Origin of the sequence: Roseicella sp. DB1501 (genome assembly GCF_013112485.1) — a bacterium.
In the GTDB taxonomy this organism is placed as follows: Bacteria; Pseudomonadota; Alphaproteobacteria; order Acetobacterales; family Acetobacteraceae; genus Paracraurococcus.
The window spans coordinates 536,066-561,506 of the sequence record NZ_JABFHG010000001.1 but is presented as its reverse complement, the minus strand read 5'-3'; the positions used below and the strand labels follow the sequence as shown (position 1 = coordinate 561,506).

25 protein-coding genes are annotated in these 25,441 nt (G+C 72.9%); 14 read left to right on the top strand and 11 right to left on the bottom strand.

The window, feature by feature from the left end:
* Nucleotides 1–70 precede the first annotated feature (70 nt).
* On the top strand, nucleotides 71–766 hold the full coding sequence (locus tag HJG45_RS02735; RefSeq protein WP_171610517.1) for a Crp/Fnr family transcriptional regulator: 696 nt from the start codon (nucleotides 71–73) through the stop codon (nucleotides 764–766).
* Nucleotides 767–945: 179 nt separating this feature from the next.
* Here the strand turns inward: HJG45_RS02735 and rutA are convergent, their stop codons facing one another.
* A complete protein-coding gene (gene rutA, locus HJG45_RS02730) occupies nucleotides 946–2,025 on the bottom strand; it encodes a pyrimidine utilization protein A (protein WP_171610516.1) in 1,080 nt (359 codons plus the stop codon).
* A gap of 172 nt (nucleotides 2,026–2,197) precedes the next feature.
* On the opposite strand from rutA, the gene HJG45_RS29620 reads away from it, so the two are divergent.
* Both HJG45_RS29620 and HJG45_RS29615 read left to right on the top strand, forming a co-directional pair.
* Entirely contained in the window at nucleotides 2,198–2,773 is a 576-nt protein-coding gene (locus HJG45_RS29620; RefSeq protein WP_408902008.1) for a polysaccharide deacetylase family protein, read from the top strand.
* On the top strand, nucleotides 2,773–3,126 hold the full coding sequence (locus HJG45_RS29615; RefSeq protein ID WP_408902007.1) for a hypothetical protein: 354 nt from the start codon (nucleotides 2,773–2,775) through the stop codon (nucleotides 3,124–3,126). Before HJG45_RS29620 ends, HJG45_RS29615 begins: the two co-directional genes overlap by 1 nt.
* Before the next feature lie 27 nt (nucleotides 3,127–3,153).
* Here HJG45_RS29615 and HJG45_RS02720 read toward each other — a convergent pair whose 3' ends face one another.
* The 6 genes from HJG45_RS02720 to HJG45_RS02695 all read right to left on the bottom strand — a co-directional run bounded on the left by HJG45_RS02720 (nucleotide 3,154) and on the right by HJG45_RS02695 (nucleotide 10,509).
* The gene (locus HJG45_RS02720; RefSeq protein ID WP_171610515.1) at nucleotides 3,154–3,480 is read right to left on the bottom strand and encodes a PilZ domain-containing protein; all 327 of its coding nucleotides are present in this window, start codon (nucleotides 3,478–3,480) and stop codon (nucleotides 3,154–3,156) included.
* Nucleotides 3,423–5,612, bottom strand: a complete 2,190-nt coding sequence (locus HJG45_RS29145) for a methyl-accepting chemotaxis protein (protein ID WP_171610514.1) — start codon at nucleotides 5,610–5,612, stop codon at nucleotides 3,423–3,425. Before HJG45_RS29145 ends, HJG45_RS02720 begins: the two co-directional genes overlap by 58 nt.
* Nucleotides 5,613–5,692: 80 nt before the next feature.
* Entirely contained in the window at nucleotides 5,693–7,267 is a 1,575-nt protein-coding gene (locus HJG45_RS02710; protein WP_171610513.1) for a gamma-glutamyltransferase, read from the bottom strand.
* A gap of 151 nt (nucleotides 7,268–7,418) precedes the next feature.
* On the bottom strand, nucleotides 7,419–8,090 hold the full coding sequence (locus HJG45_RS02705) for a GntR family transcriptional regulator (RefSeq protein ID WP_171610512.1): 672 nt from the start codon (nucleotides 8,088–8,090) through the stop codon (nucleotides 7,419–7,421).
* Nucleotides 8,091–8,475: 385 nt separating this feature from the next.
* Nucleotides 8,476–9,468, bottom strand: coding sequence for a tripartite tricarboxylate transporter substrate binding protein (locus HJG45_RS02700; RefSeq protein WP_171610511.1), 993 nt, complete (start codon nucleotides 9,466–9,468; stop codon nucleotides 8,476–8,478).
* 66 nt (nucleotides 9,469–9,534) lie between these two features.
* Nucleotides 9,535–10,509 carry a tripartite tricarboxylate transporter substrate binding protein gene (locus HJG45_RS02695; RefSeq protein ID WP_171610510.1) on the bottom strand — a complete coding sequence of 325 codons (975 nt, stop codon included), beginning with the start codon at nucleotides 10,507–10,509 and terminating at the stop codon, nucleotides 9,535–9,537.
* Between the two features lie 142 nt (nucleotides 10,510–10,651).
* Here HJG45_RS02695 and HJG45_RS02690 point away from each other — a divergent pair, with 142 nt between their 5' ends.
* Together HJG45_RS02690 and HJG45_RS02685 are read left to right on the top strand one after the other, a co-directional pair.
* On the top strand, nucleotides 10,652–11,101 hold the full coding sequence (locus HJG45_RS02690; protein WP_171610509.1) for a thioesterase family protein: 450 nt from the start codon (nucleotides 10,652–10,654) through the stop codon (nucleotides 11,099–11,101).
* Between the two features lies 1 nt (nucleotide 11,102).
* Nucleotides 11,103–11,483: a YkvA family protein gene (locus tag HJG45_RS02685; RefSeq protein ID WP_171610508.1), complete on the top strand. Its 381-nt coding sequence runs from the start codon at nucleotides 11,103–11,105 to the stop codon at nucleotides 11,481–11,483.
* A 21-nt stretch (nucleotides 11,484–11,504) separates the two neighbouring features.
* On the opposite strand, the gene denD is transcribed toward HJG45_RS02685, so the two are convergent.
* Nucleotides 11,505–12,491 (bottom strand): D-erythronate dehydrogenase, encoded by a 987-nt coding sequence (denD, locus tag HJG45_RS02680; RefSeq protein WP_171610507.1) that lies wholly within the window; start codon nucleotides 12,489–12,491, stop codon nucleotides 11,505–11,507.
* A gap of 89 nt (nucleotides 12,492–12,580) precedes the next feature.
* On the opposite strand from denD, the gene HJG45_RS02675 reads away from it, so the two are divergent.
* The 6 genes from HJG45_RS02675 to ugpC all read left to right on the top strand — a co-directional run bounded on the left by HJG45_RS02675 (nucleotide 12,581) and on the right by ugpC (nucleotide 18,618).
* Nucleotides 12,581–13,744: a diaminopropionate ammonia-lyase gene (locus HJG45_RS02675; protein ID WP_171610506.1), complete on the top strand. Its 1,164-nt coding sequence runs from the start codon at nucleotides 12,581–12,583 to the stop codon at nucleotides 13,742–13,744.
* Nucleotides 13,745–13,831: 87 nt separating this feature from the next.
* Nucleotides 13,832–14,152: a DUF2171 domain-containing protein gene (locus HJG45_RS02670; RefSeq protein ID WP_171610505.1), complete on the top strand. Its 321-nt coding sequence runs from the start codon at nucleotides 13,832–13,834 to the stop codon at nucleotides 14,150–14,152.
* Nucleotides 14,153–14,462: 310 nt separating this feature from the next.
* Nucleotides 14,463–15,794 (top strand): sn-glycerol-3-phosphate ABC transporter substrate-binding protein UgpB, encoded by a 1,332-nt coding sequence (ugpB, locus tag HJG45_RS02665; protein WP_171610504.1) that lies wholly within the window; start codon nucleotides 14,463–14,465, stop codon nucleotides 15,792–15,794.
* Between the two features lie 19 nt (nucleotides 15,795–15,813).
* Nucleotides 15,814–16,695 (top strand): sn-glycerol-3-phosphate ABC transporter permease UgpA, encoded by an 882-nt coding sequence (gene ugpA, locus HJG45_RS02660; protein WP_171610503.1) that lies wholly within the window; start codon nucleotides 15,814–15,816, stop codon nucleotides 16,693–16,695.
* A complete protein-coding gene (gene ugpE, locus HJG45_RS02655) occupies nucleotides 16,682–17,554 on the top strand; it encodes a sn-glycerol-3-phosphate ABC transporter permease UgpE (RefSeq protein ID WP_171610502.1) in 873 nt (290 codons plus the stop codon). The genes ugpA and ugpE overlap by 14 nt, the downstream gene beginning before the upstream one ends.
* Complete coding sequence (gene ugpC / locus HJG45_RS02650; RefSeq protein ID WP_171610501.1) at nucleotides 17,554–18,618, top strand: sn-glycerol-3-phosphate ABC transporter ATP-binding protein UgpC; 1,065 nt, start codon at nucleotides 17,554–17,556, stop codon at nucleotides 18,616–18,618. The genes ugpE and ugpC overlap by 1 nt, the downstream gene beginning before the upstream one ends.
* Nucleotides 18,619–18,683: 65 nt before the next feature.
* Here ugpC and HJG45_RS02645 read toward each other — a convergent pair whose 3' ends face one another.
* Both HJG45_RS02645 and HJG45_RS02640 read right to left on the bottom strand, forming a co-directional pair.
* Entirely contained in the window at nucleotides 18,684–19,892 is a 1,209-nt protein-coding gene (locus tag HJG45_RS02645) for a glycoside hydrolase family 108 protein (protein WP_171610500.1), read from the bottom strand.
* A gap of 123 nt (nucleotides 19,893–20,015) precedes the next feature.
* The gene (locus HJG45_RS02640) at nucleotides 20,016–21,251 is read right to left on the bottom strand and encodes an ABC transporter substrate-binding protein (protein ID WP_171610499.1); all 1,236 of its coding nucleotides are present in this window, start codon (nucleotides 21,249–21,251) and stop codon (nucleotides 20,016–20,018) included.
* 163 nt (nucleotides 21,252–21,414) lie between these two features.
* Between HJG45_RS02640 and HJG45_RS02635 the strand changes: the two genes are divergently transcribed.
* Genes HJG45_RS02635 through HJG45_RS02625 form a run of 3 tightly spaced genes read left to right on the top strand, consistent with a single transcriptional unit; the run spans nucleotide 21,415 to nucleotide 24,159 of the window.
* Entirely contained in the window at nucleotides 21,415–22,422 is a 1,008-nt protein-coding gene (locus HJG45_RS02635) for an NAD(P)H-quinone oxidoreductase (protein WP_171610498.1), read from the top strand.
* Between the two features lie 11 nt (nucleotides 22,423–22,433).
* Nucleotides 22,434–23,369, top strand: a complete 936-nt coding sequence (locus tag HJG45_RS02630) for a DMT family transporter (RefSeq protein WP_171610497.1) — start codon at nucleotides 22,434–22,436, stop codon at nucleotides 23,367–23,369.
* Nucleotides 23,370–23,394: 25 nt separating this feature from the next.
* Nucleotides 23,395–24,159, top strand: coding sequence for an alpha/beta fold hydrolase (locus HJG45_RS02625; protein WP_171610496.1), 765 nt, complete (start codon nucleotides 23,395–23,397; stop codon nucleotides 24,157–24,159).
* Nucleotides 24,160–24,175: 16 nt separating this feature from the next.
* On the opposite strand, the gene HJG45_RS02620 is transcribed toward HJG45_RS02625, so the two are convergent.
* A complete protein-coding gene (locus HJG45_RS02620) occupies nucleotides 24,176–25,147 on the bottom strand; it encodes a metallophosphoesterase (RefSeq protein ID WP_217362797.1) in 972 nt (323 codons plus the stop codon).
* Between the last annotated feature and the right edge of the window lie 294 nt (nucleotides 25,148–25,441).

Genomic DNA, 25,441 nt, shown 5'->3' with positions numbered 1-25,441 from the left:
ACTGGATTGACATTTCGCCCCGTCACCTGGATTAGCGGCGCAGGCCGCATGCCATGCTTTGGGGAATCAGATGGACCGCGCGCAGGCTGAGCGCATCCTCCTAGGCAAGGGCTGGCTTGCCGCGCAGACGCCGGATTTCCGCAACGCCTTCCTGGCCGGCGCCGAGCTCGTGCGGCTGGAGAAGGGCCGGTTCCTCTTCCATGCTGGCGATCCGCCCGACGGAATCTACGGCGTCGCCGCCGGAAGCCTCGCCGTCTACGTCATGACGTCGCGCAACGGGCCGGATCTCGCGCATATCCTGCATCCGGGCTGTTGGTGCGGCGAGGGATCGGCCCTGGACACGCCCCGGCATCTCCTCACCGTCTGCGCCATGGAAGCGGCCACCGCGCTGCACCTGCCGGTGGATGCGGCGCGGCGGCTCCTGTATTCGAGCGCCGAGGCGGCGCGCCGCTTCGGCGCGCTCGGGCAGATCGCGCTGCAGACGGCCTATGCGAATGTCTCCGATCTGATGATCCGCCGGGTCGATCGCCGAGTCGGCGCGGTGCTGCTGCGCGTATCCGGCGCGCTGTCCGAGGAGGTGCTGGCGCCGACCGGCGACATCCGGCTGACGCAGGGTCAGCTCGGCCAGATGGCGAATGCCTCGCGCGACCTGGTGAACCGGACCCTGGCGGAATTCGAGGCCGCGGGCTGGGTGCGGCTGGGCTACAACCGCATCGCCATCCTCGATCCGGTCGCCCTGGCGGATTTCGCCTTCGCCCGGGCCTGAGCGCGGCCGGCGGCGCGCCGCCTCGCCTCATACCAACGGCCGTTGATGTCGACCCATCAGCGGCCCCTGTCGCTGCCCCTGGGCGCCGGGCGGTTTGCTCCGCAAACCTTGGCTAGGCCACACTGGCGGCGGCGCCCATTCGGGCGCTCGGCATGAATGGGTCATTCATGCCGTTGGCATCAGGCGGCGAGCCGGACATGGCTCCGGCACTGCATCAGCGGCTGGATGCGCTGGCCGAACTTGTCCATGCCGAGCAGGAAGTCGTCGAAGGTCAGCATCAGCCCCTTCACGCCCGGCATGGTCGCCGCCTCGTCCAGCATGCGCGCGACATTGGCGTAGGAGCCGACCAGCGTGCCCATGTTGAAGTTGATCGGCGAGGGCGAGCGCTGGATCGCCGCCGCCATGGAGGTCGCCTCGGTGTTCACGTCATTGGCGGCATGGCCGAGCAGATGCGCCAGCGCCTCGCGGTCGGCGCCCTGGTTGTAGAGGTCCCATTTGGCCAGCGCCGCCTCGTCGGTCTCCTCGGCGATGACCATGTAGAGGATGTAGCTGCCGACATCGCGGCCGGTCTTCGCCGCCTGGGCCAGCATCCGGCGCGGCACGTCGATGCATTTCTGCGGCTCGTTCACCCCCTCGCCAAGGGCGAAGTTGTAGTCGCAATACTGCGCGGCGAACTCCATGCCGCGGTCGCTCTGCCCGGCCGAGACCAGCCGGATCGGCGCCATCGGGGCGGGTGAGAGGCGGCAGTCCTCCATCTGGAAGAACTCGCCCTTGAGGTCGGAACGGCCGGTCCCCCACAGCTCCTTCATGACGCGCACATATTCGGTGCTGTAGTCGTAGCGCCTGCCGAAATACTGGTCGCCGGGCCAGAGGCCCATCTGGCTGTACTCCACCTTGTGCCAGCCGGAGACGATGTTCACCCCGAAGCGGCCGCCGGAGATGCTGTCGATGGTGACCGCCATGCGGGCAACGATCGCGGGCGGGATGGTGAGCACGGCGGTCGAGGCGAAGAGGCGGATCCGCTTCGTCACCGCGGCGAGGCCGGCCATCAGGGTGAAGCTCTCGAGCCCATGGTCCCAGAAGCCGGTCTTCCCGCCGAAGCCGTGCAGCTTGATCATCGAGAGGGCGAAGTCGAAGCCGTAGCCCTCCGCCTTCTGCACCACCTGCCTGTTGAGCTCGAAGCTCGGCATGTACTGGGGCGAGGTGGCGGAGATGATCCAGCCATTGTTGTTGATCGGGATGAAGACGCCGATATCCATGGCGGCACTCCTCTCGCTGCGGGCCGCCATGGCCCAGCAAGCGGCGTGCCGCCCCGGGGCGTGGAGCCCGGCGTGGAGCCGGGCGTGGGGCCGGGCGCGGGGCCGGGGCAGGGGCAGACACCGGCGCCGCGATCGGGCAGCCTCGGTGCCTCACCGCGAGGAGAACGGGCGCATGCCGAACGGCACCACCCCCCAGGCCCCGGCTTCAGGCCCAGGCGCCCAGCCCTGGGAATGGCCCGAGCCGGAATGGCGCCGCATCCTCGGCCATGCCCGCGCCGGCCGCAGCCTGCGCCCCGCCGCCTGGCCGGGCGGCGCCCGCTGCTGCGTCGCGCTGTCCTTCGATGCCGACCACGAGACGCTGACGCTGCGCGACGGCGATACCAGCCCGATGCGGCTCAGCCAGGGGCAGTACGGCCATCGCCAGGGCGTGCCGCGACTGCGCGCGCTGCTCGCCCGCCACGGGATCCCCGCCAGCTTCTTCTACCCCGCCGTCTCCGCGCTGCTCTATCCTGAGGAGGTGCGGGCGGTGGCCGATGAAGGCCATGAGATCGGCATCCATTCCTGGATCCACGAGGCCAATACCGGCCTGCCGCCCGGCATCGAGCGCGACCTGACCTTCCGCGCCGCCGAGGTGCTGGAGCGCCTCGCCGGCCGCCGCCCCGTCGGCATCCGCACCGCGAGTTGGGACTTCTCCACCGACACGCTGCCGATCATCCGCGAGCTCGGCCTGCTCTACGACAGCAGCTGATGGCCGATGACGATCCCTACGAGCTGCTCGACCAGGGCCAGCCGACCGGTATCGTCGAGCTGCCGCCGGAGTGGATCCGCGACGACGCGCCCTATTTCAACTTCCTCCGCTTCAGCGCGCTGCGCCCCTACACGCCGCCCTCGGCGGTGGAGGAGATCTTCCGCGCCGAGTTCGACGCTGCCTGGGAGGAGGGCGGGCTGTTCCTGCTCACCATGCACCCGCACATCATCGGCCATCGCAGCCGCATCGGCCTGCTCGACCGGCTTGTCCGGCACATCCGCGACCGGGGCGATGCCTGGTTCGCCACCCATGAGGCGGTGGCGCGGCATGTGAAGGCCGCCGCCGGCTCCTGACGCGGCCGCGGCGGCGGACAGGGGGGATCAGGCGGCGGCGGCGGATGGCGGGAAGCGGGTTCCGGTCAGCGCCTCGAAGGCCTGGCGGTAGGCCGGCGTCGCCGCCTCCTCGGCGAAGGTGAGGCGGATGCCGCGCATGTCCACCTCCCGCACCTCGAAGGCGATGCGCGCCTGGTGCTGCGGCAGCGTCAGCACCCCGGCGGTGCCGGGCGGCACCGCGGGAACGCCGGTGACCAGGGCGCCATGCGCCGAGAGATTGAGCAGCACCGCCTCCGCCCGCACCGTGCCGGCCTCGATCAGGCAGGGCTCGCGGACCGGGAAGCATGGTTCCAGCCGACGGTCGGCCTCGCCCATGGAGCTGCGCACCACGCCCTGCAGCGCGGCCCGCAGCAGGCGCAGGCCGCGATCCACCTCGCCGGTGCCGTCGCGCAGCTCCGTCGCGCGCGCGCCGGCGGCGAGGGCATCCCGCGCCACCGCGTCGATGCGGCCGGCCATCTCCCGCACCTCCTCGCCATTGGCGGCGACGTTGCGGGCGATCTCCTGCGTCGCCGCGCCCTGCTGCTCGACCGCCGCGCGATCACCCCGGCGCTGTCGGAGATGCGGCCGATGGCCCGGCCCATCCCGGCGACCGCATGCACCGCCGCATCCGTCGCCGCGGCGATGCCGCTGAGCTGGCGCGAGATGTCCTCGGTGGCGCGGGCGGTCTGCGCCGCGAGCTGCTTCACCTCGCCCGCGACCACCGCGAAACCCTTGCCGGCATCGCCGGCGCGGGCCGCCTCGATGGTGGCGTTGAGGGCGAGCAGGTTGGTCTTGGCGGCGACGTCGCCGATCAGGTGCACCACCTCGTTGACCCGCCCGGCCGCCTCGGCGAGGGAGGTGATGGTGGTCTCCGCGGCGCGGCCCCCTTCCACCGCCTCGCCGACCACCTCGCGCGCATGCGCCGTCTGCGCCGTGATCTCGCGGATGGAGGCGGCGAGCTCCTCGGTCGCCGCCGCCACCGCCTGGGTGTTCTCGAGCGCCCGGCCGGAGGCCCGCGCGGAGGCCTCGGCATGCTCGCCGAGCCGGGTGGCCGCCTTGGCCACCTCGGCCGCCTGCGAGGCCATGCTGCCGGCGCGGCTGGCGACCGCATCGACCGCCGCCTCCGCCTCCGCCTCCACCTTGCCCGCCATCTCCCGCACGGCAGCGCAGCGTGCCTCGGCGCGCCGGTCGAGTTCGCTATGCTCCTGCTCGGCATAGGCGAGGCGGGCGCCGAGGGCCCGCAGCAGGCTCACGACCCGGCGGAATTCCCGTGCCTCCGGATGGGCGACGCGGTCCTGCTGCTCGCCGCGGCTCATCGCCTGCAGCGTCGCCTCGACGGCGCCGAGATGCCACCGCAGGCTGCGGAAGCCGAGCAGCCCGAGCCCCGCCAGGATGGCCAGCCCGGCCAGCCCGACGGCCGGCACCAGCCAGAGCCGCCAGAGGAAGCTCGCCTCCGATGCGGCGCGCGCCGCTTCCGTGCCCTCGGCCTGCAGGGCCGACAGGCGCAGGCCGAGCGCCGCCACCGCCTCGGCGAGCGGCACCAGCCGCGCCCGCAGATGCGCCCGGAGCCCGAGGCCGTCCTTCCGCTCCGCCAGGGCGAGGGCGGGCTCGATGCCCTCGGCCAGCAGGCGCTGCCGTGCCGTGACGAACTCCGCGGCCAGCGCCGCCTCCTCGGGCGCGCGGAGATGCGCGGCGATCCCCGGCCAGGCCGCGGCGATCCGGTCGAGCTGCTGGCGCACGGCGGCGATCCGCGGCGCGACATCGGTGCCGCTCAGCAGCTCGCCGGGCATGAGGGAGACCTGCAGCACCGCCTCCCGGCCGAGGTCGCGCGTCTCCGCGAGGCTCACCGCCGGCAGCATGTGCTCCTCATAGACGCGGCGCAGCCCGGCATCGCTCGCGGCCATGCCCGACATGCCGAGCCAGCCGACCAGGCCGAGGGTCGCCACCGCCGCGGCGGCGGCGGCGCAGAGCCGGCCGGTGACGCTGCGGCCCAGTTCGGCCAGGCGATGCTGCCAGCCTTGCCGCACCAGCTCGCCGTCGCGCAGGCCGATCCGCCGGCTGCCCTGGCGCAGCGCCGCATGGGCGGCCTCGGCCGCGGCGACCGCGGCCCGGTCGGGGCGGGTCCGGATGGAGATGTAGCCGGTGACCTTCCCGAACTCGACCAGGGGCGTGACATTGGCCCGCACCCAATAGAAGTCGCCGTTCTTGGCGCGGTTCTTCACCAGCCCTTCCCAGGGCCGGCCGGCCTTGAGCGTGGCCCAGAGGTCGCGGAAGGCCGCCTGGGGCATGTGCGGGTGCCGCACCAGGTTGTGCGGCGAGCCCTCCAGCTCCTCGGCGGTGAAGCCGCTCACCTCGACGAAGGCCGGGTTGGCGAAGAGGATGCGGCCGCCGGTATCGGTGCCGGAGACGAGCACCTCGGTTTCGGGCACCAGGATCTCGCGGTCGGTGATCGGCTCGTTCAGCCGCATGAAGGGGCTCCTCGGGAAGCGTGCGTCCCGGGGAGAATGCGGCGCGGTAGGCTAATGCCCCTTCAACGCCCGCCGGCTCCTCACCCCCCCGCCACCGCCGCGCTCCAGGGGCTGGCGGCGTCGCTGATGCCGACCACCTCGCCGGGGCCGCGGCGGATCAGGTTGGGGCAAGCGAAGTTGATCGGCATGACGCCATGCTCCACCAGCTCGACCGGTCCCGCCCCGCGCAGCGCCGCCAGCACCGGCTCGGGCAGCCGGCGGTCGGCGCTGATGCCCTCGGGACCGGAGACGTCGATGCGCGGATGATGCGCCGCCGCCTCCGGGTCCATGCCGAAATCGGCGACGAAGGCGAGGAGCTGGAACACCGCGGCCATGATGCGCCGCCCGCCCGAGGCGCCGACCGCGATCTCCGGCTGGCCACCGCTCGCCGCGATGACGGGGCACATGTTGTTCAGCGGCCGCTTGCCGGGACCGATGGCGTTCGGCGTGCCGGGGATCGGGTCGAACCACATGACGCCGTTGTTCATCATGATGCCCGTGCCGGGCAGCATGACGCGCGAGCCCATGGAGGAGAGCAGCGTCGTCGTCATCGCGATGGTCAGCCCGTCCTTGTCGCAGGCGGTCAGGTGCGTGGTGCAGCTATCCGCGCCTTTCGGCTCGGCATCGCCGAGGCCGGCGAGGCGCTCGGCATAGGCGTCCTGCATCGCCCTGCCGAGGCTGGCATACCAGGCCGGCGAGGGTTCGGCGCCCGACCAGTCGGCATCGGCCATGCGCTCCAGCACGCGGCGAAGCGTCGGCGCGGCGGTCAGCCCGTTGACCAGCATCAGCTCGCGCCCACGCCAGGGAACGGCGACGGAGGGCAGGAGGCGGGCCTGGCACCCGGCCAGGTCGGCGGCCGAGAGCACGCCGCCCATCGCCCGGACATCGGCCGCGATCTGCGCCGCGATCTCGCCCTCGTAGAAGTCGCGCAGCCCGGCCTGCTGCAGCCGCTCCAGCGTCGCCGGCAGCTGGCCGAGCAGGAAGCTGCCGGGCGTGCCCTGATAGGGTGGCACCGGCGGCAAGCCGTTCGGCAGGTAGACCCGCGCGCTCTCCGGATAGAGCCGCAGCACGGCGGCGGAGGAGGCGACCTTCAGCGTGGTGTACCAATCCTGCGGCAGGCCGCGCCGGGCCAGCGCCAGGGCCGGGGCCAGCACCTCGCGCATCGGCAGCCGCCCGTAGCGCTCGTGCAGCAGGGCGTAGCCGGCCACCGCCGAGGGAATGACGAAGGAGAGCGGGCCGTGGACATTCCGGTCGCCCTCCACCTCCGGCCAGGGGAAGAGGTCGCGCTTCATCCCGCCGGTCAGCGGGAAGGCGCTGGGATCGAGGCCAGCGGGCGAGACCGGGCCGAAATCCAGCGTCTCGGCGCGGGCCATGCCGGGCTTCATCACCTGCGCGAAGCCGATGCCGCCGAGGCCAGAATTCCACGGCTCGACCGCGGCGAGGGCGAAGGCGGCGGCGACCGCGGCATCGGCGGCGGTGCCGCCGGCCTCGAGCATGGCGGCGCCGGCCTCGGCCGCCGACTTCACCTGCGAGACCACCATGCCGCCGGCGCCGCGCGCGGCTGGCTTGCGCAGCAGCCAGTTCTGGGTGACGTGCGGGGGGAGGGTGTCCGGCATGGCCTGGCTCCGGCGAGTGGGGCGGTCACCGGCATGCTCCCGCTGCTCGCCGCCGGCCGCAAGCCCAGGCAGCGGTGCGCGGGGCCGTGGCGAACCGCCCGGCGCGAACCCGCCCGCGCCCCTGCGACGCCGCCGCGCGGGGGGGGGGCGTTCAGAGGGCCGGGATGCGGCGCCGCTCCGCGACCAGCGTCTCGAAGTCGAGCCGTGCATAGCGCTCGATATGCTCGACCAGGGTGGCGATCGCGGCCGCCTCGTCGCCGGCATCGAGCGCCTCGAGCAGCGCCTCATGCGCCTCGTTCTGCGGGATGCCGCCCTGCAGGTGCAGCGCTAGGCCCCAGACCACGGCGAGCTGCCGCGCCAGGCCCTGCCAGAGGGCCAGCAGGGAGGGGTTGCCGGAGGCGCGGCAGAGCTCGGCATGGAACTCCACCTCGGCCAGCACCGGCATGGCCGGGTCGGTTGCCTCCAGCGCATAGGCGAAGGCGGCGGCAGCGACGCGCAATCGGTCGAAGCGCTCCCGGCCGCCGGGCTGGGCCAGCGCCTCGCGCACCGCCAGCGTCTCGAGCGAGAGGCGGACCCGCATCAGGGCGGCGACGCCCCGGTTGCTGACCCGCATGAGCCGCATGCCCTTGTAGGGCGTGCTGACGACGATGCCCTGGCTCTCGAGCAGCCGCAGCGCCTCCCGCACCGGGACGCGGCTGATCCCGAGATCGCGGGCGATCTCCGCCTCCACCAGACGGTCATCGGGCAGGAAGATGCCGCGCGCGGCACCGGCCACGATGGCTTCCGCCGCCTGCTCGACCATGGTCCGCGGTTGTACCGGCACCAGGCGGCGCGGTTCGGCGCCGATGCCGGATCTTAGCAAACCCACCGGCGCGCCGGCCCGCGCGCGGAGGTCTCGAACTGTCACTGACATGGCTCCCGATCCGCTCGCGAACACGAGAAGTCTAAATTCAACTTCCTGGTTTTGGAAGCAAAGCCGCAGCGGGAGCCGCGGCCGGGGAAACGCCACATGGCTGTTCAGGCGTTGTCCTATACAACCATAAGTAGAATTTCCGGACAAGAATAATCGTGTCGAGGCCTTTCCGACCCTGCGAATCAGGCGAATGCATACAGTATGTCTCGTATTCGATACGGACTGCGCAACGCAACGCAGGCCCAGGCTGGCCGCGACAAAGCTGCAACAGTAGCGTGATAAAATTCCTGCCGGTCTATTCCCGCCAGGGACGGCGACTCCAGAGGCGGCGCAGATTCGCCTCCATCTCGCCGATCATCGCCGCATAGGCGCCGCCCAGCAGGATGCGCAGCGGCATGCCCGCCCGCTCGGCATCCCGGCGGAAATCCGGCTCGTCCAGCGCCGCCGCGAAGGCCGCCTCCAGCCGCGCGCGCATCGGCCCCGGCAGGCCGGGGGTGCCGATGAAGCCGCGGCTGGCCCCGGCGATCAGGTCGAAACCCTGCTCGCGGAAGGTCGGCACCTGTGGCAGCGGCGCGAATCGGGCGGCGGCGGCGAGGCCGAGGGCGCGGATCCGCCCCTCCTGCTGCAGCGGCAGGTGCTCGCTGATATTGCCGACCAGCAGGTCGAGATGGCCGCCGAGCAGCGCCTGGATCGCCGGCGCGCTGCCGGTGAAGGGGACATGCACCATGGGGGGCGTGCCGGCCCAGTCCTCGAAGGCCAGCATGGCGATGTGGTCGTCCCCGCCGACCCCGGTGCTGCCATAGGTGAGCGCCCCCGGCCGCGCCCGTGCCGCGGCGACCAACTCGGCGAGGCTCCGCAACGGCGAGCCGGCGAGCACGAAGACGGTGTTGGGGTCGTCGACGACATTGGCGAGCCACGTGAAATTGGCGCTGCGGTAGCGGACCTGCCGTTCGATCGGCAGGGCGGGCAGGGCCGGCGCGGTGATGCAGCCGAGCGTGTAGCCGTCCGGCGCCGCGTTGAAGATCGCCTCGTTGCCGATCTGCGTGCCGGCGCCCGGGCGGTTGATCACCAGGAAGCGGGCGCCCTCGCCGAGATGCGCGCAGACATGCGGCATCAGCAGCCGCGCCAGCGCATCCAGCGCGCCGCCGGGCGGGACCGGCACCACCACCTCGATCGGCCGCTCGGCCGGCCAGGCCGGGGCGGCGGGCTGCGCCCGGCCGATGCCCGGCAGGAGGGCGGGGCCGGCGAGCGCGGCGAGGCGGGCGACGGCCTGGCGTCGGCGGATCATGATGGGCGGTCCTCCCGGGACGATTTTGCCCCGAGCCTCGCCGCCCGGCCCCGGCTGCGCAAGCGGCTACTCCTTCCAGGGATGCCTGGCCCAGAGCCGCCGCAGCGTGGCGAGGTCGGCCGCCATCATCGCCGCATAGGCCTCGCCGATCAGCGGGCGCAGCGGCAGGTTCAGCTTCGCCGCCTCGGCGACGAAGGCCGGGTCGGCCAGGGCAGCGCGGAAGGCGGCGCGCAGCGCCTCGGCGATCTCCACCGGCAGGCCGGGCGGGCCGGCGATGCCGCGGGCGCTGCCGCCGAGGATGTCGAAGCCCTGCTCGCGGAAGGTCGGCACCGCCGCCGCGGCAGACCAGCGCTGCGGCCCGGCCTGGCCGAGGCAGCGCAGGCGGCCCTCCCGCAGCAGGGGCAGGCCCTCGCCCATGTTGAAGCTGCCGATCGGCAGGCGGCCGCCGAGCAGGTCGCGCAGGGTCGGCGCCGTGCCGTTATAGGGGACATGGACCAGCCGCGTGCCGGTGGCCTCCTCGAAGGAGAGTTGCAGGATGTGGTCGTCCGACCCGACGCCGGCCGTGCCGACCCCATAGGCCTCGGGCCGCGCCCGCGCCGCCGCGGCGAGGTCGGCGAGGCCCTGCCAGGGGCTGTCGGGATGCACCCAGAAGGCGGCCGGGTCGTCGACGACATTGGCGATGTAGGTGAAGGCCTCCGGCCGGTAGCGGGGTGTCCGCTCGATGCTGATGGCGTTCATCGCGGTGTTGGTGGCGGCGCCGAGCGTGTAGCCGTCCGGCGCGGCGTTGAAATTCGCCTCGAAGCCGAGCTGCCCGCCGGCGCCGGGCCGGTTGGTCACCACGAAGCGCGCCCCGGGCAGGTGCGGCGCCACCGCCTGCAGCACGCCGCGCACCATGGTGTCGACGCCGCCGCCGGCCGGGAAGGGGACGAAGACCTCGATCGGTCGGGCGGTCGGCCAGGACGCCCCGGCGCCGCTCTGGGCCAGGGCAGGGGTGGCGAGGAGGCCGAGCGGGGCGGCGAGCAGCCGGCGGCGTGATGGCATGGACATGGTCTCCCTCGGCCCGGTCCCGGCCGCCCGGACATCTCTCCGCTGGCCTTCGCCGGTGTCATCCCCGGCTCCTCCCCTGGGCATCGCCGGCAGGCTGCGGTACCCCCTGCGGCAGAGGCAAGGGCGGGGGCAGGACATGACGCCGGCGGAACGCAAGGAATTCGGGGTCGAGGGCGACTGGGCCGCCTGGCGCCGGCACCGCATCCGCTGGTCCGAATGCGATGCGCTCGGCCATGCCAACAACACGGCTTATCTCACCCTTTGCGAGGATCTCCGCGTCGGGCCGGGCTGGTCGGCGCTCGGCGGCCGCTTCGCCGGCGATGCGGTGAGCCCGGTCGTGGCGCAGATCGAGGCACGCTACCTCCGCGCCCTGGTCTTCGAGGACGAGGCGCTGCTGACGCTCCGCTTCGCCTCGGTGAAGCGCACCAGCTTCGTGCACGACTACGCGGTGTGGAAGGGCGGGCTCTGCTTCTCCTGCCGCACCGTGCTGGTGGCGGTGCGGCAGGATACCGGCGAGCGGGTGCCGGTGCCACCGGCGATCCGCGCCGCCATGCTGGCCGCCGGCGCGAAGGACGAGGCGGGCTAGGATGCTGCGGCGGCTGCGCCGCTGGGCCCGGGGCATCCGCCGCGACGCGCATGCGCTCTGGCTCGCCGCGCACGACCCGCGCACCCCCTGGTCGGCGCGGCTGCTCGCCTTCCTGCTCGCCGCCTATGCCCTCTCGCCCATCGACCTGATCCCGGATGCCATCCCGGTGCTTGGCCTGCTGGACGAGGCGGTGCTGCTGCCGCTCGGCCTGCTGCTCGCGGCGCGGCTGATCCCGCCGCCGCTGCTCGCCGAGTTCCGCGCCCGGGCCGCGGCCGCGGCGGCGCGGCCGGTCAGCCGGGCCGGCGCGGCGTTGGTCGTGTCGCTCTGGCTGCTCGGCGCGGCCGGGCTGCTCTGGTGGCTCTGGCCGCGGCTGGCGGGCTGAGGCCGCCGCCCGCCGCCGGCATCAGAGGCCACGCTCGGCCCGCGTCGCCGCCAGGTCGTCCGCGATGAAGGCCTCGATGATCTCCTCCAGGCTCTCCTGCTCGGAGAAGCCGAGCAGCCGCCGCGCCCGCTCGGCGGTGAAGCTGGCCGGCCAGGTGCCGACGATCGCCTCGATCGCCGGGTCGGGCGCGTGCCGCACCCGCGCCCGCGCCTCCGGCCCGGCGACGGTCTCGAGCGCGCTCAGCATCTTGCCCACCGTCGCGCTCCGCCCCGGCGGGTTGATGCCGCGGTCGAGGCCGAGCGCCTTGGTGTCCATGGTCATGGCGTGCAGGAACCAGTCGACGGCGCGGCGCGGCGAGCAGATCCAGAGCGCGAAGGCCTCGCCCACCGGCAGCTCGGTCTCGAGGCCGAGCAGCGGCTCGCGCAGGATCGCCGAGACGAAGGAGGAAGCGGCCTTGTTCGGCCGGCCGGGGCGGATGATCACGGTGGGCAGGCGGATGCTCACCGCATCGACGAAGCCCTTGCGCGAGGCGTCCTGCAGCAGCAGCTCGCCCATCGCCTTCTCGGCGCCGTAGCTGTTGCCGGGGAGCTGGCGGGCATCGTCCTCCAGCCGCGCCTCCTGCCCGCCGCTGAAGCTGGCGACGGAGGAGGTGAAGACCACCCTGGGCGGCGCCGGCAAGGCGCGGCAGGCCTGCAGCACCGCCAGCGTGCCGTGCAGGTTCACCGTCAGGCCGAGGTCGAAATCCGCCTCGGCCTGGGCCGAGACCACGGCGGCCAGATGCACCACCACCTCTGTCCCCGGCGGCAGGGCGCCCTTCACCGCCTCCGGATCGGCGATGTTCCCGGCCAGGCAGCGCACGGGGAAGGGGGCCTCGAGCGGCGGCGGGGCGTCGAGGTCGAAGAGGGTCAGGCCGGTGATCGCCTTGCCGCCGAGCTGCCCGTCCTGCGCCAGGCGCCGCGCCAGCTTGCGGCCGAGGAAGCCCCCGCCGCCCAGGATCGTGATCTGCATGGCCACCTCCCCTCCTCGCGCCGCGCGCGGACCGCCTTCCATGTCGCGCCTTGGCAGGATCGGTGCAAGCGGGCCATTTTCGCCCCGCCATGACCATTCCCCGTCGCTCCTACCGATTGCTGCTCAACCGCCATGCCGGGGTCCCCGGCGTGGTCGTCCTCCCCGAATCCGGTTTCCGCCGGGCGAAGGAGGAGATCACCGCCTGGCCCGGCTATGCGCCGACGCCCCTCCTCGCCCTGCCCGAGCTCGCCGCCGGCGCCCGGGTGGCGGAGATCCGCTGGAAGGACGAGGGCAGCCGCTTCGGCCTCGGCAGCTTCAAGGCGCTTGGCGGCGCCTATGCGGTGATGCGTCTGCTGCAGGCCGAGCTGGCGCGGCGCGGCATCGCCAATGCGGCAACGGCGGCGGAACTGGCCGAGGGCACCTACCGGGAGGCGACGCAGGCCATCACTGTGACCTGCGCGACCGACGGCAACCATGGCCGCAGCGTCGCCTGGGGGGCGCAGCGCTTCGGCGCCCGCTGCGTCATCTTCGTCCATGCCGAGGTGAGCCAGGGCCGGCGCGACGCCATCGCCCGCTACGGCGCCGAGATCCGCGAGGTGCCCGGCACCTATGACGACGCGGTGCGGGCGGCGCAGCGGGCCGCCGAGGCGGAGCGCTGGTTCGTCGTCTCCGACACCTCCTATGCCGGCTATACCGAGGTGCCGCGCGACGTCATGCAGGGCTACCGACTGATGGCCGAGGAGGCGGCCGAGGCGCTGGACCGGCCGCCGACGCATGTCTTCATCCAGGGCGGCGTCGGCGGCCTCGCCGCTGCCGTCTCGGTGCAGATGCGCGCCCGCTACCGGGCGGAGGCGCCGCGGCTCATCGTGGTGGAGCCGGAGCGGGCGGCCTGCCTGCTGGCCAGCGCCGAGGCGGGGCAGCCCACCGCGATCGAGGGCGAGCTCGACACGCTGATGGCCGGCCTTGCCTGCGGCGAGCCGAGCCTGCTCGCCTGGCAGGAGCTGGAGCGGGCGGCCTTCGCCTGGATGGCGGTGCCGGACGAATCGGCGGTCGACTGCATGAAGCTGCTGGCGCGGCGCGAGCCGAAGGTGGTGGCCGGGGAGAGCGCGGTGGCCGGCCTGGCCGGGCTGCTGCTCGCCGCCCGCGATCCCTTCGGCCGCTCCATGCTGGGGCTGGAGGAGGGGAGCCGCATCCTGCTCTTCGGCACCGAGGGCGCGACCGACCCGGCGCTCTACGAGCGGCTGGTCGGCTGACCCGGGCGGCGTAACGAGGCGCCCCGGCCTGCATCCCGGCGGGGCCTGCGCCGTTTCCGCCCCGTCCCACTGGGAGGAGGCAGGCTCATGCGACCGACGCGCGAGAACATCCGCGAGCATATGGAGGTGATCGGGGCGGATGGCGGCCATGTCGGCACCGTCGACCACCTCGATGGCGAGCGCATCAAGCTCACCCGCACCGATCGCGGCTCGGGCGGCCGGCATCACTGGCTGCCGCTCTCCATGGTGGCGGATATCGAGGGCGAGACCCTGCGCCTCACCGTGCCGCTCGACCGTGTCGCCGGCTACTGGCAGAACGAGGACGGCTATACCGGCCCGATCGAGAGCGACGAGGCGGAGACGCGCGGCATGGGCGACGCGCTGCGGGGCAAGGAGCCCGGCCGCTAGACCATGATCCGCTCACACAGGATCGCGGATCATGGTCCAGGCCGTTGTTTGATCGCGTGATTCACGTTTTTCGGTGAGTCCACCTCAAGCGATCACGCTCCAGCACCGGACGCGGTTAGGGCGGCCGGCGGGCCGCCCTGCCGTTCAGCAGCACCCACCCGGCGGCACACAGTGCGGTGCGATGACCCTGGCTGGCGCGTCATCATGCTTGCCCCCTTCATCGTTCTGTCGTTCTTCTGTCACAGCGACGCAATCGATGGCGGCTACTGGCCGCCCACCGCAGAACGGGACAGGGAGAGACCACGCCGCCATGCAGCGCCGTTCCTTCATGGCCGGGGCCGCCGCCCTCGGCCTCGCCACGCCGACCTCGCTCCGGGCCCAAAGCCGCACCGAGATCCAGTTCTGGCACGCCATGCCGGGGGTGCTGGGCGAGGTGGTCGCCGAGCAGGTGAAGCGCTTCAACGCCAGCCAGTCGGCCGTGACCGTCGTGCCGAGCTTCAAGGGCGGCTACATCGACACCATGACCGGCGCCATCGCCGCCTGGCGGGCCGGCAACGCGCCGCATATCGTGCAGGTCTTCGAGGTCGGCACCGCGACGATGATGTCGGCCGGCCCCGCCATCCGGCCGGTGCACGAGCTGCTGGGCGAGAACGGCGTGGCGCTCGACCCGAAGCGCTACCTAGCGGGAGTGCGCGGCTATTACAGCGACACGAAGGGCCGGCTGATCTCCATGCCCTTCAACTCCTCCTCCGCCATCATGTTCCTGAACCTCGACGCCTTCGCCAAGGCCGGGCTCTCGACCACCGATCTGCCGACGACCTGGGCGCAGCTCCGCCAGGCCTCGGAGAAGCTGAAGGCGGTGACGGCCACCCCAGTGCCGATGACCACCTCCTGGCCGACCTGGGTGATGTTCGAGCAGATGGCGGCTATGCACGACGTGCCCTTCGCCACCCTGGCCAACGGCTTCGAGGGGCTGGGGACCGAGCTGCGGCTCACCGGCCCGCTCTTCGTCAAGCAGGTCGAGTACCTGCTGGCGGCGCAGAAGGACGGGCTGTTCCGCTATGGTGGCCGCGACAACGCTGCGGACGGGCTCTTCGTCGCCGGCGAGGCGGCGATCAGCTTCATGTCCTCCTCCCTCCGCTCCCGGCTGGAGAAGGAGGCGAAGTTCAAATGGGCCGCGGTGCCGCTGCCCTATCACGACGACCTGACGAAGAGCCCGAAGAACGGCGTCATCGGCGGCGCCAGCCTCTGGACGCTCACCGCCCGCAACCGCACGCCGGCGGAGTACAAGGCGGTCGCCGCCTATTTCCAGTTCATCTCCGAGGCCGAGCAGGACCTCTGGTGGCACAAGTCGACCGGCTACGTGCCGATCACCCTCGCCGGCTACGAGAAGGCCAGGGCCGAGGGCTACTACGCGCAGAACCCGGGCGCCGATGCCGCCATCATCCAGCTCTCCCGCGCCGAGCCGACGCCGAACAGCATGGGCTTCCGGCTCGGCGGCATGGTGGAGATCCGCAACATCATCCAGGAGGAGCTGGAGAAGGCGCTGCAGGGCCAGCAGGGCGCGGCCCAGGCGCTGGAGAGCGCCAACCGGCGCGGCAACGTCGTGCTGCGGAATTTCGAGAAGGCGAACAAGGCCTGATAGGCCGGAGGCCGGCGGGGTGGAACGCAAGACCGTCTTCAAGGGCAGGCTGCTGCCCTACCTGCTGGTGGCGCCGCAGCTCCTCATCACCATCGTCTTCTTCTTCTGGCCGGCGGGGCAGGCGGTGTGGTTCGCCTTCCTGCGCCAGGACGCCTTCGGCATCCGCACCAGCTTCGTCGGCCTCGAGAATTTCCAGGACCTCTTCGCCGATCCGCTCTACCTCGAGACCTTGCGCAACACCCTGGTCTTCGCGGCGGGGGTGAGCTGCATCGCCCTCGGCACCGCGCTGCTGCTGGCGGTGATGGCGGACCGGCAGATCCGCGGCGCCGGCCTCTACCGGACCCTGCTGGTCTGGCCCTATGCCATCGCGCCGGCCATCGCCGCGGTGCTGTGGATCTTCCTGTTCCACCCGCAGATCGGGATGCTCGGCCGCGCCCTCAACGGCGCCGGCATTCCCTTCGACTACAAGCTGAACGGCAACCAGGCGATGCTGGTGGTCATCCTCGCCGCCGCCTGGAAGCAGGTCTCCTACAACTTCATCTTCTTCCTGGCCGGGCTGCAGAGCATCCCGAAATCGGTGCTGGAGGCCGCCGCCATCGACGGCGCCCGGCCGGCCTACCGCTTCTGGACCGTCACCTTCCCGCTGCTCTCGCCGACCACCTTCTTCCTGCTCGTCGTCAACCTGGTCTATGCCTTCTTCGAGACCTTCGGCGTCATCGACGCGCTGACCAAGGGCGGGCCGGGCCGGGCGACGGAGACGCTGATCTACCGCGCCTATATCGATGGCCGGGTGAATCTCGACCTCGGCATGTCCTCGGCCCAGTCGGTGGTGCTGATGCTCGTCGTCATCCTCCTCACCGCCGTCCAGTTCCGGTTCATCGAGCGCCGTGTCCACTACTGACGCCCGCGCCGCCCGGACGGCCGCGCCCGGGCGCGAGGGAGGCACGGACTGGCTCGCCCATGCCGTCCTGCTGCTCGGCACCGTGCTCTTCGCCCTGCCGCTCTGGATCGTGCTCATGGGCTCGAGCCACGACGCCGCCACCATCGGCCGCGGCGAGGTGCCGCTGCTGCCCGGCCCGCATGCGGCGGAGAACTACGCCGCCGCCTGGAGCCGCGGCACCACCGGCGTGCCGGTCGCCCGGATGCTGTGGAACAGCACTGTCATGGCGCTCTGCGTCGCGGTCGGGAAGATCGCCATCTCCATCCTCTCGGCCTATGCGGTGGTCTTCTTCCGCTTCCCCGGCCGCAACCTGGTGTTCTGGTCGATCTTCATCACCCTGATGCTGCCGGTCGAGGTGCGGATCTTCCCGACCTTCAAAGTCGTCTCCGACCTCGGCCTGGTGAACACCTATGCCGGCCTCATCGTCCCGATCATCGCCTCGGCCACCGCGACGCTGCTGTTCCGGCAGTTCTTCCTCACCATCCCCGACGAGTTCGTCGAGGCGGCCAAGATGGACGGCGCCGGGCCGCTGCGCTTCTTCCGCGACGTGGTGCTGCCGCTGTCGCGCACCAACATGGCGGCGCTCTTCGTCATCCTCTTCGTCTATGGCTGGAACCAGTATCTCTGGCCGCTGCTGGTCGCCACCTCGGAGGATGTCGAGACGGTGGTGATCGGCATGGTGAAGATGATCGGCTCGGAATCCAACACCGACTGGAGCCTGGTCATGACCACCTGCGTGCTGGCGCTGCTGCCGCCCGTCGCGGTCGTGCTGCTCATGCAGCGCTGGTTCGTCAAGGGCCTGACGGAGACGGAGAAGTAATGGCGACGCTGGACCTCGCGGGCATCCGCAAGTCCTTCGGCCCGGTGGAGGTGCTGCACGGCGTCGACCTCGCCGTCCGGGACGGCGAGATGATCGTCATCGTCGGCGCCTCGGGCTGCGGCAAGTCGACGCTGCTGCGCATCGTGGCGGGGCTGGAGAGCCCGAGCGGCGGCCGCGTCGCCATCGCCGGCCGCGACGTCACCGCGCTCGAGCCGGCGGAGCGGGACATCGCCATGGTGTTCCAGAACTACGCGCTCTACCCGCACATGACCGTCGCCCAGAACATGGGCTATGGGCTGAAGATCCGCGGCCTGCCGCGGGCCGAGATTGAGCGGCGGGTGCGCGAGGCGGCGGCGCTGCTCGGCATCGAGGCGCTGCTCGACCGCCGGCCGCGGCAGCTTTCGGGCGGCCAGCGCCAGCGCGTCGCCATGGGCCGCGCCATCGTGCGTGAGCCCAAGCTTTTTCTCTTCGACGAGCCGCTCTCCAACCTCGACGCCAAGCTGCGGGTGCAGATGCGCGCCGAGATCCGCCGGCTGCAGAAGCGGCTCGGCGTCACCAGCCTCTTCGTCACCCATGACCAGGTGGAGGCGATGACCCTCGGCGACCGCCTCGTCGTCATGCATCAGGGCCATGCGGCGCAGGTGGCGACGCCGATGGAGGTGTTCGAGCGCCCGGCCGACACCTATGTCGCCGGCTTCATCGGCAGCCCGGCGATGAACTTCCTGTCCGGGCGGCTGGCCGAGGGCGGACGGGCCGTCGCGCTCGGGGCCGGGCCGCTGATCCGCTTCGCCGACGGGCCGCGCCCGGGGCAGGAGGGCGAGCCCGTCACCATCGGCATCCGGCCGGAGCATGTGCGGCCCGATCCGGCGGGCCTGGCCCTGGCGATCGACCTGGTCGAGCCGCTGGGCTCGGAGACGGTGGTGCATGGCCGGCTGCCAGGGGGCGAGGCGCTGGTGGTGAAGCTGGCCGGCGCCGCGCCGCGCGACGGGGCCCTGGCCGTCGCCCTCCCGCCCGAGGCGCTGCACGTCTTCCGCGCCGAGGATGGGAAGCGCCTGGATCCCTGAGCGCGGAACGGCAAGGGGGCAGCCCCGGGCGGAGCCGCCCCGCGCTGTCGCCGGAACCGTCGGTCTCAGGCGCTGATCATCAGCAGCGCCTGCCGCCGCACATCCTCGACCCGCCGAGTCCAGCCGCGGCCGAAGCGGGCGAAGGTCGGGAGGCCGCGATAATGGTCGAGCCGCGCCTGGGCCAGCGCCTCGACCAGCGGCGCCGCCTCGGCCGCCGTCGTCGCCCGCAGCGTATAGGGCCCGACCGCGCCGTCCGGCTTCACGCCGACCGCCCGCTGCAGCATCTTCACCGAGGTGCCCGGCCCGGCATTCACGCCGAAATCGAAGACCATCAGGTCGATGCCGCGCGGCAGGTCCTCGCAGCGCATCAGGTTCCAGTACTGGGCGCGGTAGATCTCCTTCGCCTCCTCGGCCGAGAGGTTGCGCACCTCCTCCGCCGTCACCGGCCGGCCCCGCCAGGCGGCGAGGCAGTGCTCGGTGATGCCCATCTGCGTCGCGCCGCCCGGATCGGCGGCGTCGTTGGAGAAGCCGCCCTCCTGCTTCAGCACCACCTGCAGGCAGAGGTCGAAGCGGCTGGGCTGGCCGGGGACCGGGGCCGTCTTGCTGCCGGCGAGCCTGGCGAAGGGCGCCGCGGCCAGGGCATCGAGCGCGCCGGCCGGGACGCGCGGCGCGCTCGCCTGGGCCTGCTGCAGCGTGGCGACCGTGCGGTCCTTCTCGCGCGAGCCCTGGCTGGAGCCGAGCCAGAAATTCACCACCGCCGTGAAGCCCGCGACCAGCGCGCCGACGACGACGTTGAGCAGCGTCAGCGTCGTCGGGTCGCCGCCCGCGGGCGGGAAGCGCACCAGCCAGGCGGTGAAGCCGAAGAAGCCGGCCAGCACCAGGGCCGAGACCGCGGCCGGCGTGGCGGCGACGATGCTGGCCGAGACGCCCGGGGCGAGCAGGGCGGCCGACAGGGTCGAGCCAGCGCGGGCGCGGTCGGCCACCTCGGCGCGCAGCGTCTCCAGCAGGGATTGCCGCTCCGAGGCCGCGTCCTGGACCTGCAGCGCCTGGTACTGCACGCGGATCTCCTCCAGCCGGAGGCGGAGCGCGGCGGCCTTGGCGGCATCCTCCTGCACCTGGCGCGCGGCGGCCGCCGGATCGGCGGTGCCGGCCACCTGCTGGACGGCATCCGCGACCTTGCCGGCAAGCTCGCCGGCGCGGCGGCCGCCGAACAGGCCGACCAGCTCCGGCACCAGCGCGCCGGCCAGGGAGATGAGGGGGATGAGGGGAAGCATGGGGGCACTCCTTCCCGGCCATGGCCCCCGCCGGGCGCGGGCGCCTCGTTAGGAAAACGTACCCAATTCGCGCGCGCAATTACAAGGAAATTATTCTCCTGCAGGAGTAGAAGGGTATATCTTTCAGCCGACCGCGCCCATCCGTCCCTTCAGCGGCGCCACCGCCGCCTCGGCCGGACCCACCGCGACCTGCCGGCCGCCCTGCCATTGCAGCAGGATGGGCCGCGCCCGGGTGTTCTGTCCCTTCTCGTCGAAACGGATGCCCCAGCCGTTGATGGTGCCGCCCTCGGCGATGTCGGTGGCCTGCAGGGCGGCGCGGATCTTCTCCTTCTCGGTCGCCGCGGCGCGCTGGATGGCATCGAAGGCGGCCCGGGCGCCGACATAGTTCGACATGCTGCTGCCCGAGCGCGGATCGCTGCCGTAGCGCTTGCGGTAGAGCTCGAGGAAGGGCTTCACCCCCGGCGCCAGCCGCTCGTTCACCTCGAACTGCGGCACGTCCACATTCAGCGTGCCCTCGAAATCCGGGCCGATCGCATGCGCCGTGTCGGTCAGGCTGTAGCCGGCGCCGGCGCCGACCACCATGCGCGGCCGCCAGCCCGCCTCGTGAAAGCCCCGGTAGAGCAGCAGGATGTCGTTCTGGTAGCCGGTATGCAGCAGCACCTCGGTCTTGAGGTCCTTCAGCCGCTGCACGAGGGGCGGCCATTCGACACTGCGGATGGAATAGGTGAGGCGCTCCGCCAGCGTCATGCCGCGGGCCTTGAGCTGCGCCTCCTGAGCGCCGGCGACCGACTGGCCGTAGAGACTGTCCTCGTGCAGCACCGCGACGGTGAGGCTGCCGAGCGGCTTGTTCCAGGCCGCGCTCAGCGGCTCAGCGACGGCATCGACGGCCATCCGCCCCACTTCCGAGGCGCGCGGGCAGGTCCGCACCAGCAGGCGGAAGCCGCGATCGGTGATCGGGTCCGCGATGGCGCCGAGCTCAATATAGGGCACGCCCTGCAACTCGGCGGCCTGGGTCGCGGCGAAGGAGAGGGGCGAGGCGCAGGTGCCGAACAGCGCCACCACCCGCTCCGTGCCCTGCAGGCGCTTCACCTCGGCCTGGGCCTGGGCGGCCTCCGCGGCATCGCCCCGGACCAGGCGGATCGGCTTGCCGAGCAGCCCGCCGGCGGCGTTGCGCTCCTCCGCCGCCAGTTCGAGGCCGCGGAAATGCTCGTCGCCGAGCAGGGCGAGCGGCCCGGTGAAGGGAAAGAGGGCGCCGAGGCGGAGGCTGTTGCCACCCTCGGCCTGCTGCGCCAGCGCGGGGGCGCCGAAGGCCAGGGCGGTGAGGCCGCCGAGGAGCGGGCGGCGGGCGATCCGGGCCATGCCAGTCCCTTCGACGCGTGGCGGTAGGGCCGGATACTCCCCGTGCCGGAGCGCCGACGCAACCCCGTGCGGCATCGGGCCTCGCCGGCTTGACGGTGCCGGCTTGACGGGGCGCGGCCTGGCGCGGAACCTCCGCCGCCCGCCCGGAGGATGAGGAAACGCCATGCCGCCCCTGCCCGAGACCATGACCTTCATCGACCATGGGGCCGGCGGCGCGGCGGAGGTGCTGGTGCCGAAGACCGGCCCGCTGCCGCGGCCCAAGGCGGATGAGGTGCTGATCCGGGTGCTGGCCACCGGGGTGAACCGGCCGGACGTGCAGCAGCGCAAGGGCGACTACCCGCCGCCGCCGGGCGCGAGCCCGGTCATCGGCCTCGAGACGGCCGGCGAGGTGGTCGCGGCCGGCCCCGAGGCGGCGCCCTGGAAGCCCGGCGACCGGGTCTGCGCGCTGACCAATGGCGGCGCCTATGCCGAATACTGCGTCGCGCCGGCGGCGCAGTGCCTGCCCTGGCCGAAGGGCTACGACGCGATCCGGGCGGCGGCGCTGCCCGAGACCTTCTTCACCGTCTGGGCCAATCTCTTCGGGCATGGAAGGCTGCAGGCCGGGGAGACGGCGCTGATCCATGGCGGCACCTCCGGCATCGGCGTCACCGCCATCCAGCTCGCCAAGGCCTTCGGCGCGCGGGTGATCGCGACCGCCGGCAGCGAGGAGAAGTGCCGCGCCTGCCGCGAGCTCGGCGCCGATGTCGCGGTGAACTACCGCGCCGAGGATTTCGTCGAGGCGGTGAAGCGCGAGACCGGCGGCAAGCTCGCCGATGTGGTGCTCGACATGGTCGGCGCCGAGTATTTCGGCCGCAACCTGCGCTGCCTCGGCATGGATGGGCGCCTCGTCCTCATCGCCTTCCTCGGCGGCTTCGAGGCGGCGAAAGTGGATCTCCGTCCCATCATGACGCGGCGCCTGACGGTGACCGGCAGCACCATGCGGCCGCGCACCACGGCGCAGAAGGGCGCGATCGCCGCGGCGCTGCGCGAGAAGGTCTGGCCGCTGCTCGAGGCCGGCAAGGTCGCGCCGCCGATCTACAAGGTCTTCCCGCTGCGCGAGGCGGCGGCGGCGCATGCGTTGATGGAGAGCAGCCAGCATATCGGCAAGATCATGCTGCAGGTGGCCGATTAGGGCTGCGGCGCATGGCGGCGGCTGAACCGCTCGCGGCGCGTCCGCCGGCGGCGCCCCACCCGGCCGCGGACCGGCGGCTGGCGGCGGGCCTGCCCTATCTCGCCGTCTCCGTCTGCCTGTTCGGCGGCATCTGGCCGGTGACCAAGGCGGCGCTGGCGCATGCGACACCGCTCTGGTTCGCGGTGAACCGGGCCGGGCTGGCCGCCATCGCCTCGGCCCTGCTGCTCGCCGCGATGCGCCGGCTGCGCTGGCCGGAGCGCGGCGACCTGCCCTGCATCATCGGCATCGGCCTGCTGCAACTCGGCGCCTTCTTCGCCCTGACGCATCTGGCGCTGGCCTGGGTGCCGGCGGGCCGCACCGCCATCCTCGCCAATGTCACGGTGTTCTGGCTGATCCCGCTCTCGGTCTGGCTGCTCGGCGACCGGGTCTCGCGGCAGCAATGGCTGGCGGTGCTGGTCGGGCTGTGCGGCGTGCTGGTGCTGATGCGGATCTGGGACGTGCTCGACCAGGCGGGTGGTCTCGGCTCCGGCATGCTGCTCGGCTATGCCATGCTGCTCGGCGCGAGCCTGTGCTGGAGCCTCGCCATCCTGGTCACGCGGCGCTTCCCGCCGCGGCAGCCGGTGCTGCACCTGCTGCCCTGGAGCTTCGCCATCGGCACCGCGCTGCTGCTGCCGCTCGCCCTGTGGCGCGAGCCGGCGGGGGGGATCGGCGCCGCCTCCTGGCCGCATGCCGCCTTCGTCGGCGCCGTCGCGGCGCCGATCGGCACCTGGGCGACGATCGAGGCCGGGCGCCGGCTTTCGGGCATCATGGCCTCGGTCGGCTTCCTCGCCGTGCCGGCGCTCGGCGTCGCCCTGTCGAATCTCTGGCTGGGCGAGGCGCTGGGCTGGGACGTGCTCGCCGGCGGCCTGCTGATCGGCGGGAGTGTCGCGCTGGCAGCGCGCGGATGAGGCGATGGGGCAGGGAGGGCGCGGCATGCGGCTGAACGCGGTCGAGGCTGGGGAGGGCGCGCCCCTCGCCTTGCTGCACGGGCTCTTCGGCGCCGCGGGGAATTGGGGGACGATCCAGAAGCGCCTCGCCGCGGCGCACCGGGTGATCGCGCTCGACCTGCGCAACCATGGCGCCTCGGGCCGCGACGCCGCCATGGACTATCCGGCCATGGCGGATGACGTGGCGGCGACGCTCGAGGCGCTCGGCGCCGCGCCGGCGGCGGTGCTCGGCCATTCCATGGGCGGCAAGGCGGCGATGGCGCTCGCCTTGGCCCGGCCGGCGCTGGTGCGCCGGCTGATCGTCGCCGACATCGCGCCCGTGGCCTATCCGCCCGGCCTGCGGGAGTATGTCGCGGCGATGCAGGCGGTGCCGCTGCATCCCGGCCTGACCCGGCGGGAGGCGGATGCGGCCCTGGCCCCGGCGGTGCCGGAGGCCGGCATCCGCGCCTTCCTGCTGCAGAACCTCCGGCTCGGCGGGGAGGGGCCGCAGTGGCGCCTCGGGCTCGCGGAGATCGCCGACGCCATGCCGGTGATCGAGGGCTTCCCGGACCTCGCCGGCCGCTACGAGGGCCCGGTGCTGGTGCTGCGCGGCGAGCGCTCCGCCTATGTCCGGCCGGAGCACGAGGCCCGTTTCCGCGCCCTCTTCCCCGCGGTGGAATTCGCCACCGTGCCGGCGGCCGGGCACTGGGTGCATGCGGAGAACCCGGCGGGCTTCCTCGCCCTGGTCGAGCCTTTCCTCGGCGCCGGCTGACGGCGCCGGCCGCGGCTCAGGCCGCGACGCCGCCGAGCTCGACCAGCGTCAGCTCGGGCGGCATGCCGAGCCGCAGCGGCAGCATGGAATTGCCGAGGCCGCCGGAGACGACCAAGTGCCGGCCCTCCTCCTCGATGGCGCCATAGGCGTAGCGGTTGCCGAAGCGGCTCGGCACCACCGGGGAGTAGCCGCCGATGCGCACCTGGCCGCCATGGGTATGGCCGGAGAGCGTCACCGCCACCCGCGCCGGCACCTGCGGGAAGATGTCGGGCTCATGCGCGAGCAGGATCGCCGGCGCGTCATCGGTGAAGGCGGCGAGGGTCGCGGCGAGGTCGTCGGCGCCGCGATAGGCGCCGCGCCGCGCCCGGTAGGCCCATTGGCTGCCGAGGCCGCCCAGCCAGACCGGCTGGCCGCGATGCACCAGCCGCCGCGCCGCATTGTGCAGCACCGGCAGGCCGGCGTCGGCGAAATCGTCCGCGGCCTCCGGCAGCCCCGGGCCGCCGGCCTGGGTCGCGGCATCCTCCCACCAGTCATGGTTGCCGAGGATGGCGTGCACGCCGAGGGGCGCGCGCAGCCCCGCCAGCACCTCGGCCACGGCGCGGAAGCCGGGGCGGCCGGGGGTGAAGCGGTGGTCGGCCAGGTAGTCGCCGAGCAGCACGACGAGGTCCGGCCGCAGCGCATTGGTCGTCGCCACGACCTGCGACAGGCGGCCGAGCGTGGCCAGCGGGCCGCCGCAATGCGGATCGGCGATGAGGGCGATACTGAGGGGCAGGTCCGCGGGCCAGCTGGCGGGCGCCAGCCGGTGGCGCACCAGGCGCAGCGGCGGCTGCGGCACCGCGCCGGGGTCACGGCCGAAGACGATGCCGCCGAAGGCGCCGAGGCCGGTCCCAGCACCGGCGCCGCGCAGCACCGTGCGCCGCCGCAGGCGCGCCCGCCAGCGGAGCCCGGTCATCCCCTCGCGGGCCAAGGCCGCCACATCACCGTCCATTCCAGTCCCCGTCCTGCCCGACCTCGCCGCCGCCCGGCGCATCCCACGCCCAGGCGACTCAATCCCCGCCCATGGCGCGGCCGCGCCCGGCGGCGACCATGCCTTGCTGCGTCCCTGCGTCCCGTGCGGATTGCTGCGCGTCCGGCCGCGATCCGGGGTGCCGAACCCGGCCGGGCCCGTCCCCCAATCTGCCTCGCGAGTTGCTGCCGAACTCCGAAGCGTCCGGCGCGACGCCGTGCCGCGGCGCCCGCGAAGCGGCTGCTTCTTACACAAGCCGGCGCGGCGACGCCACCG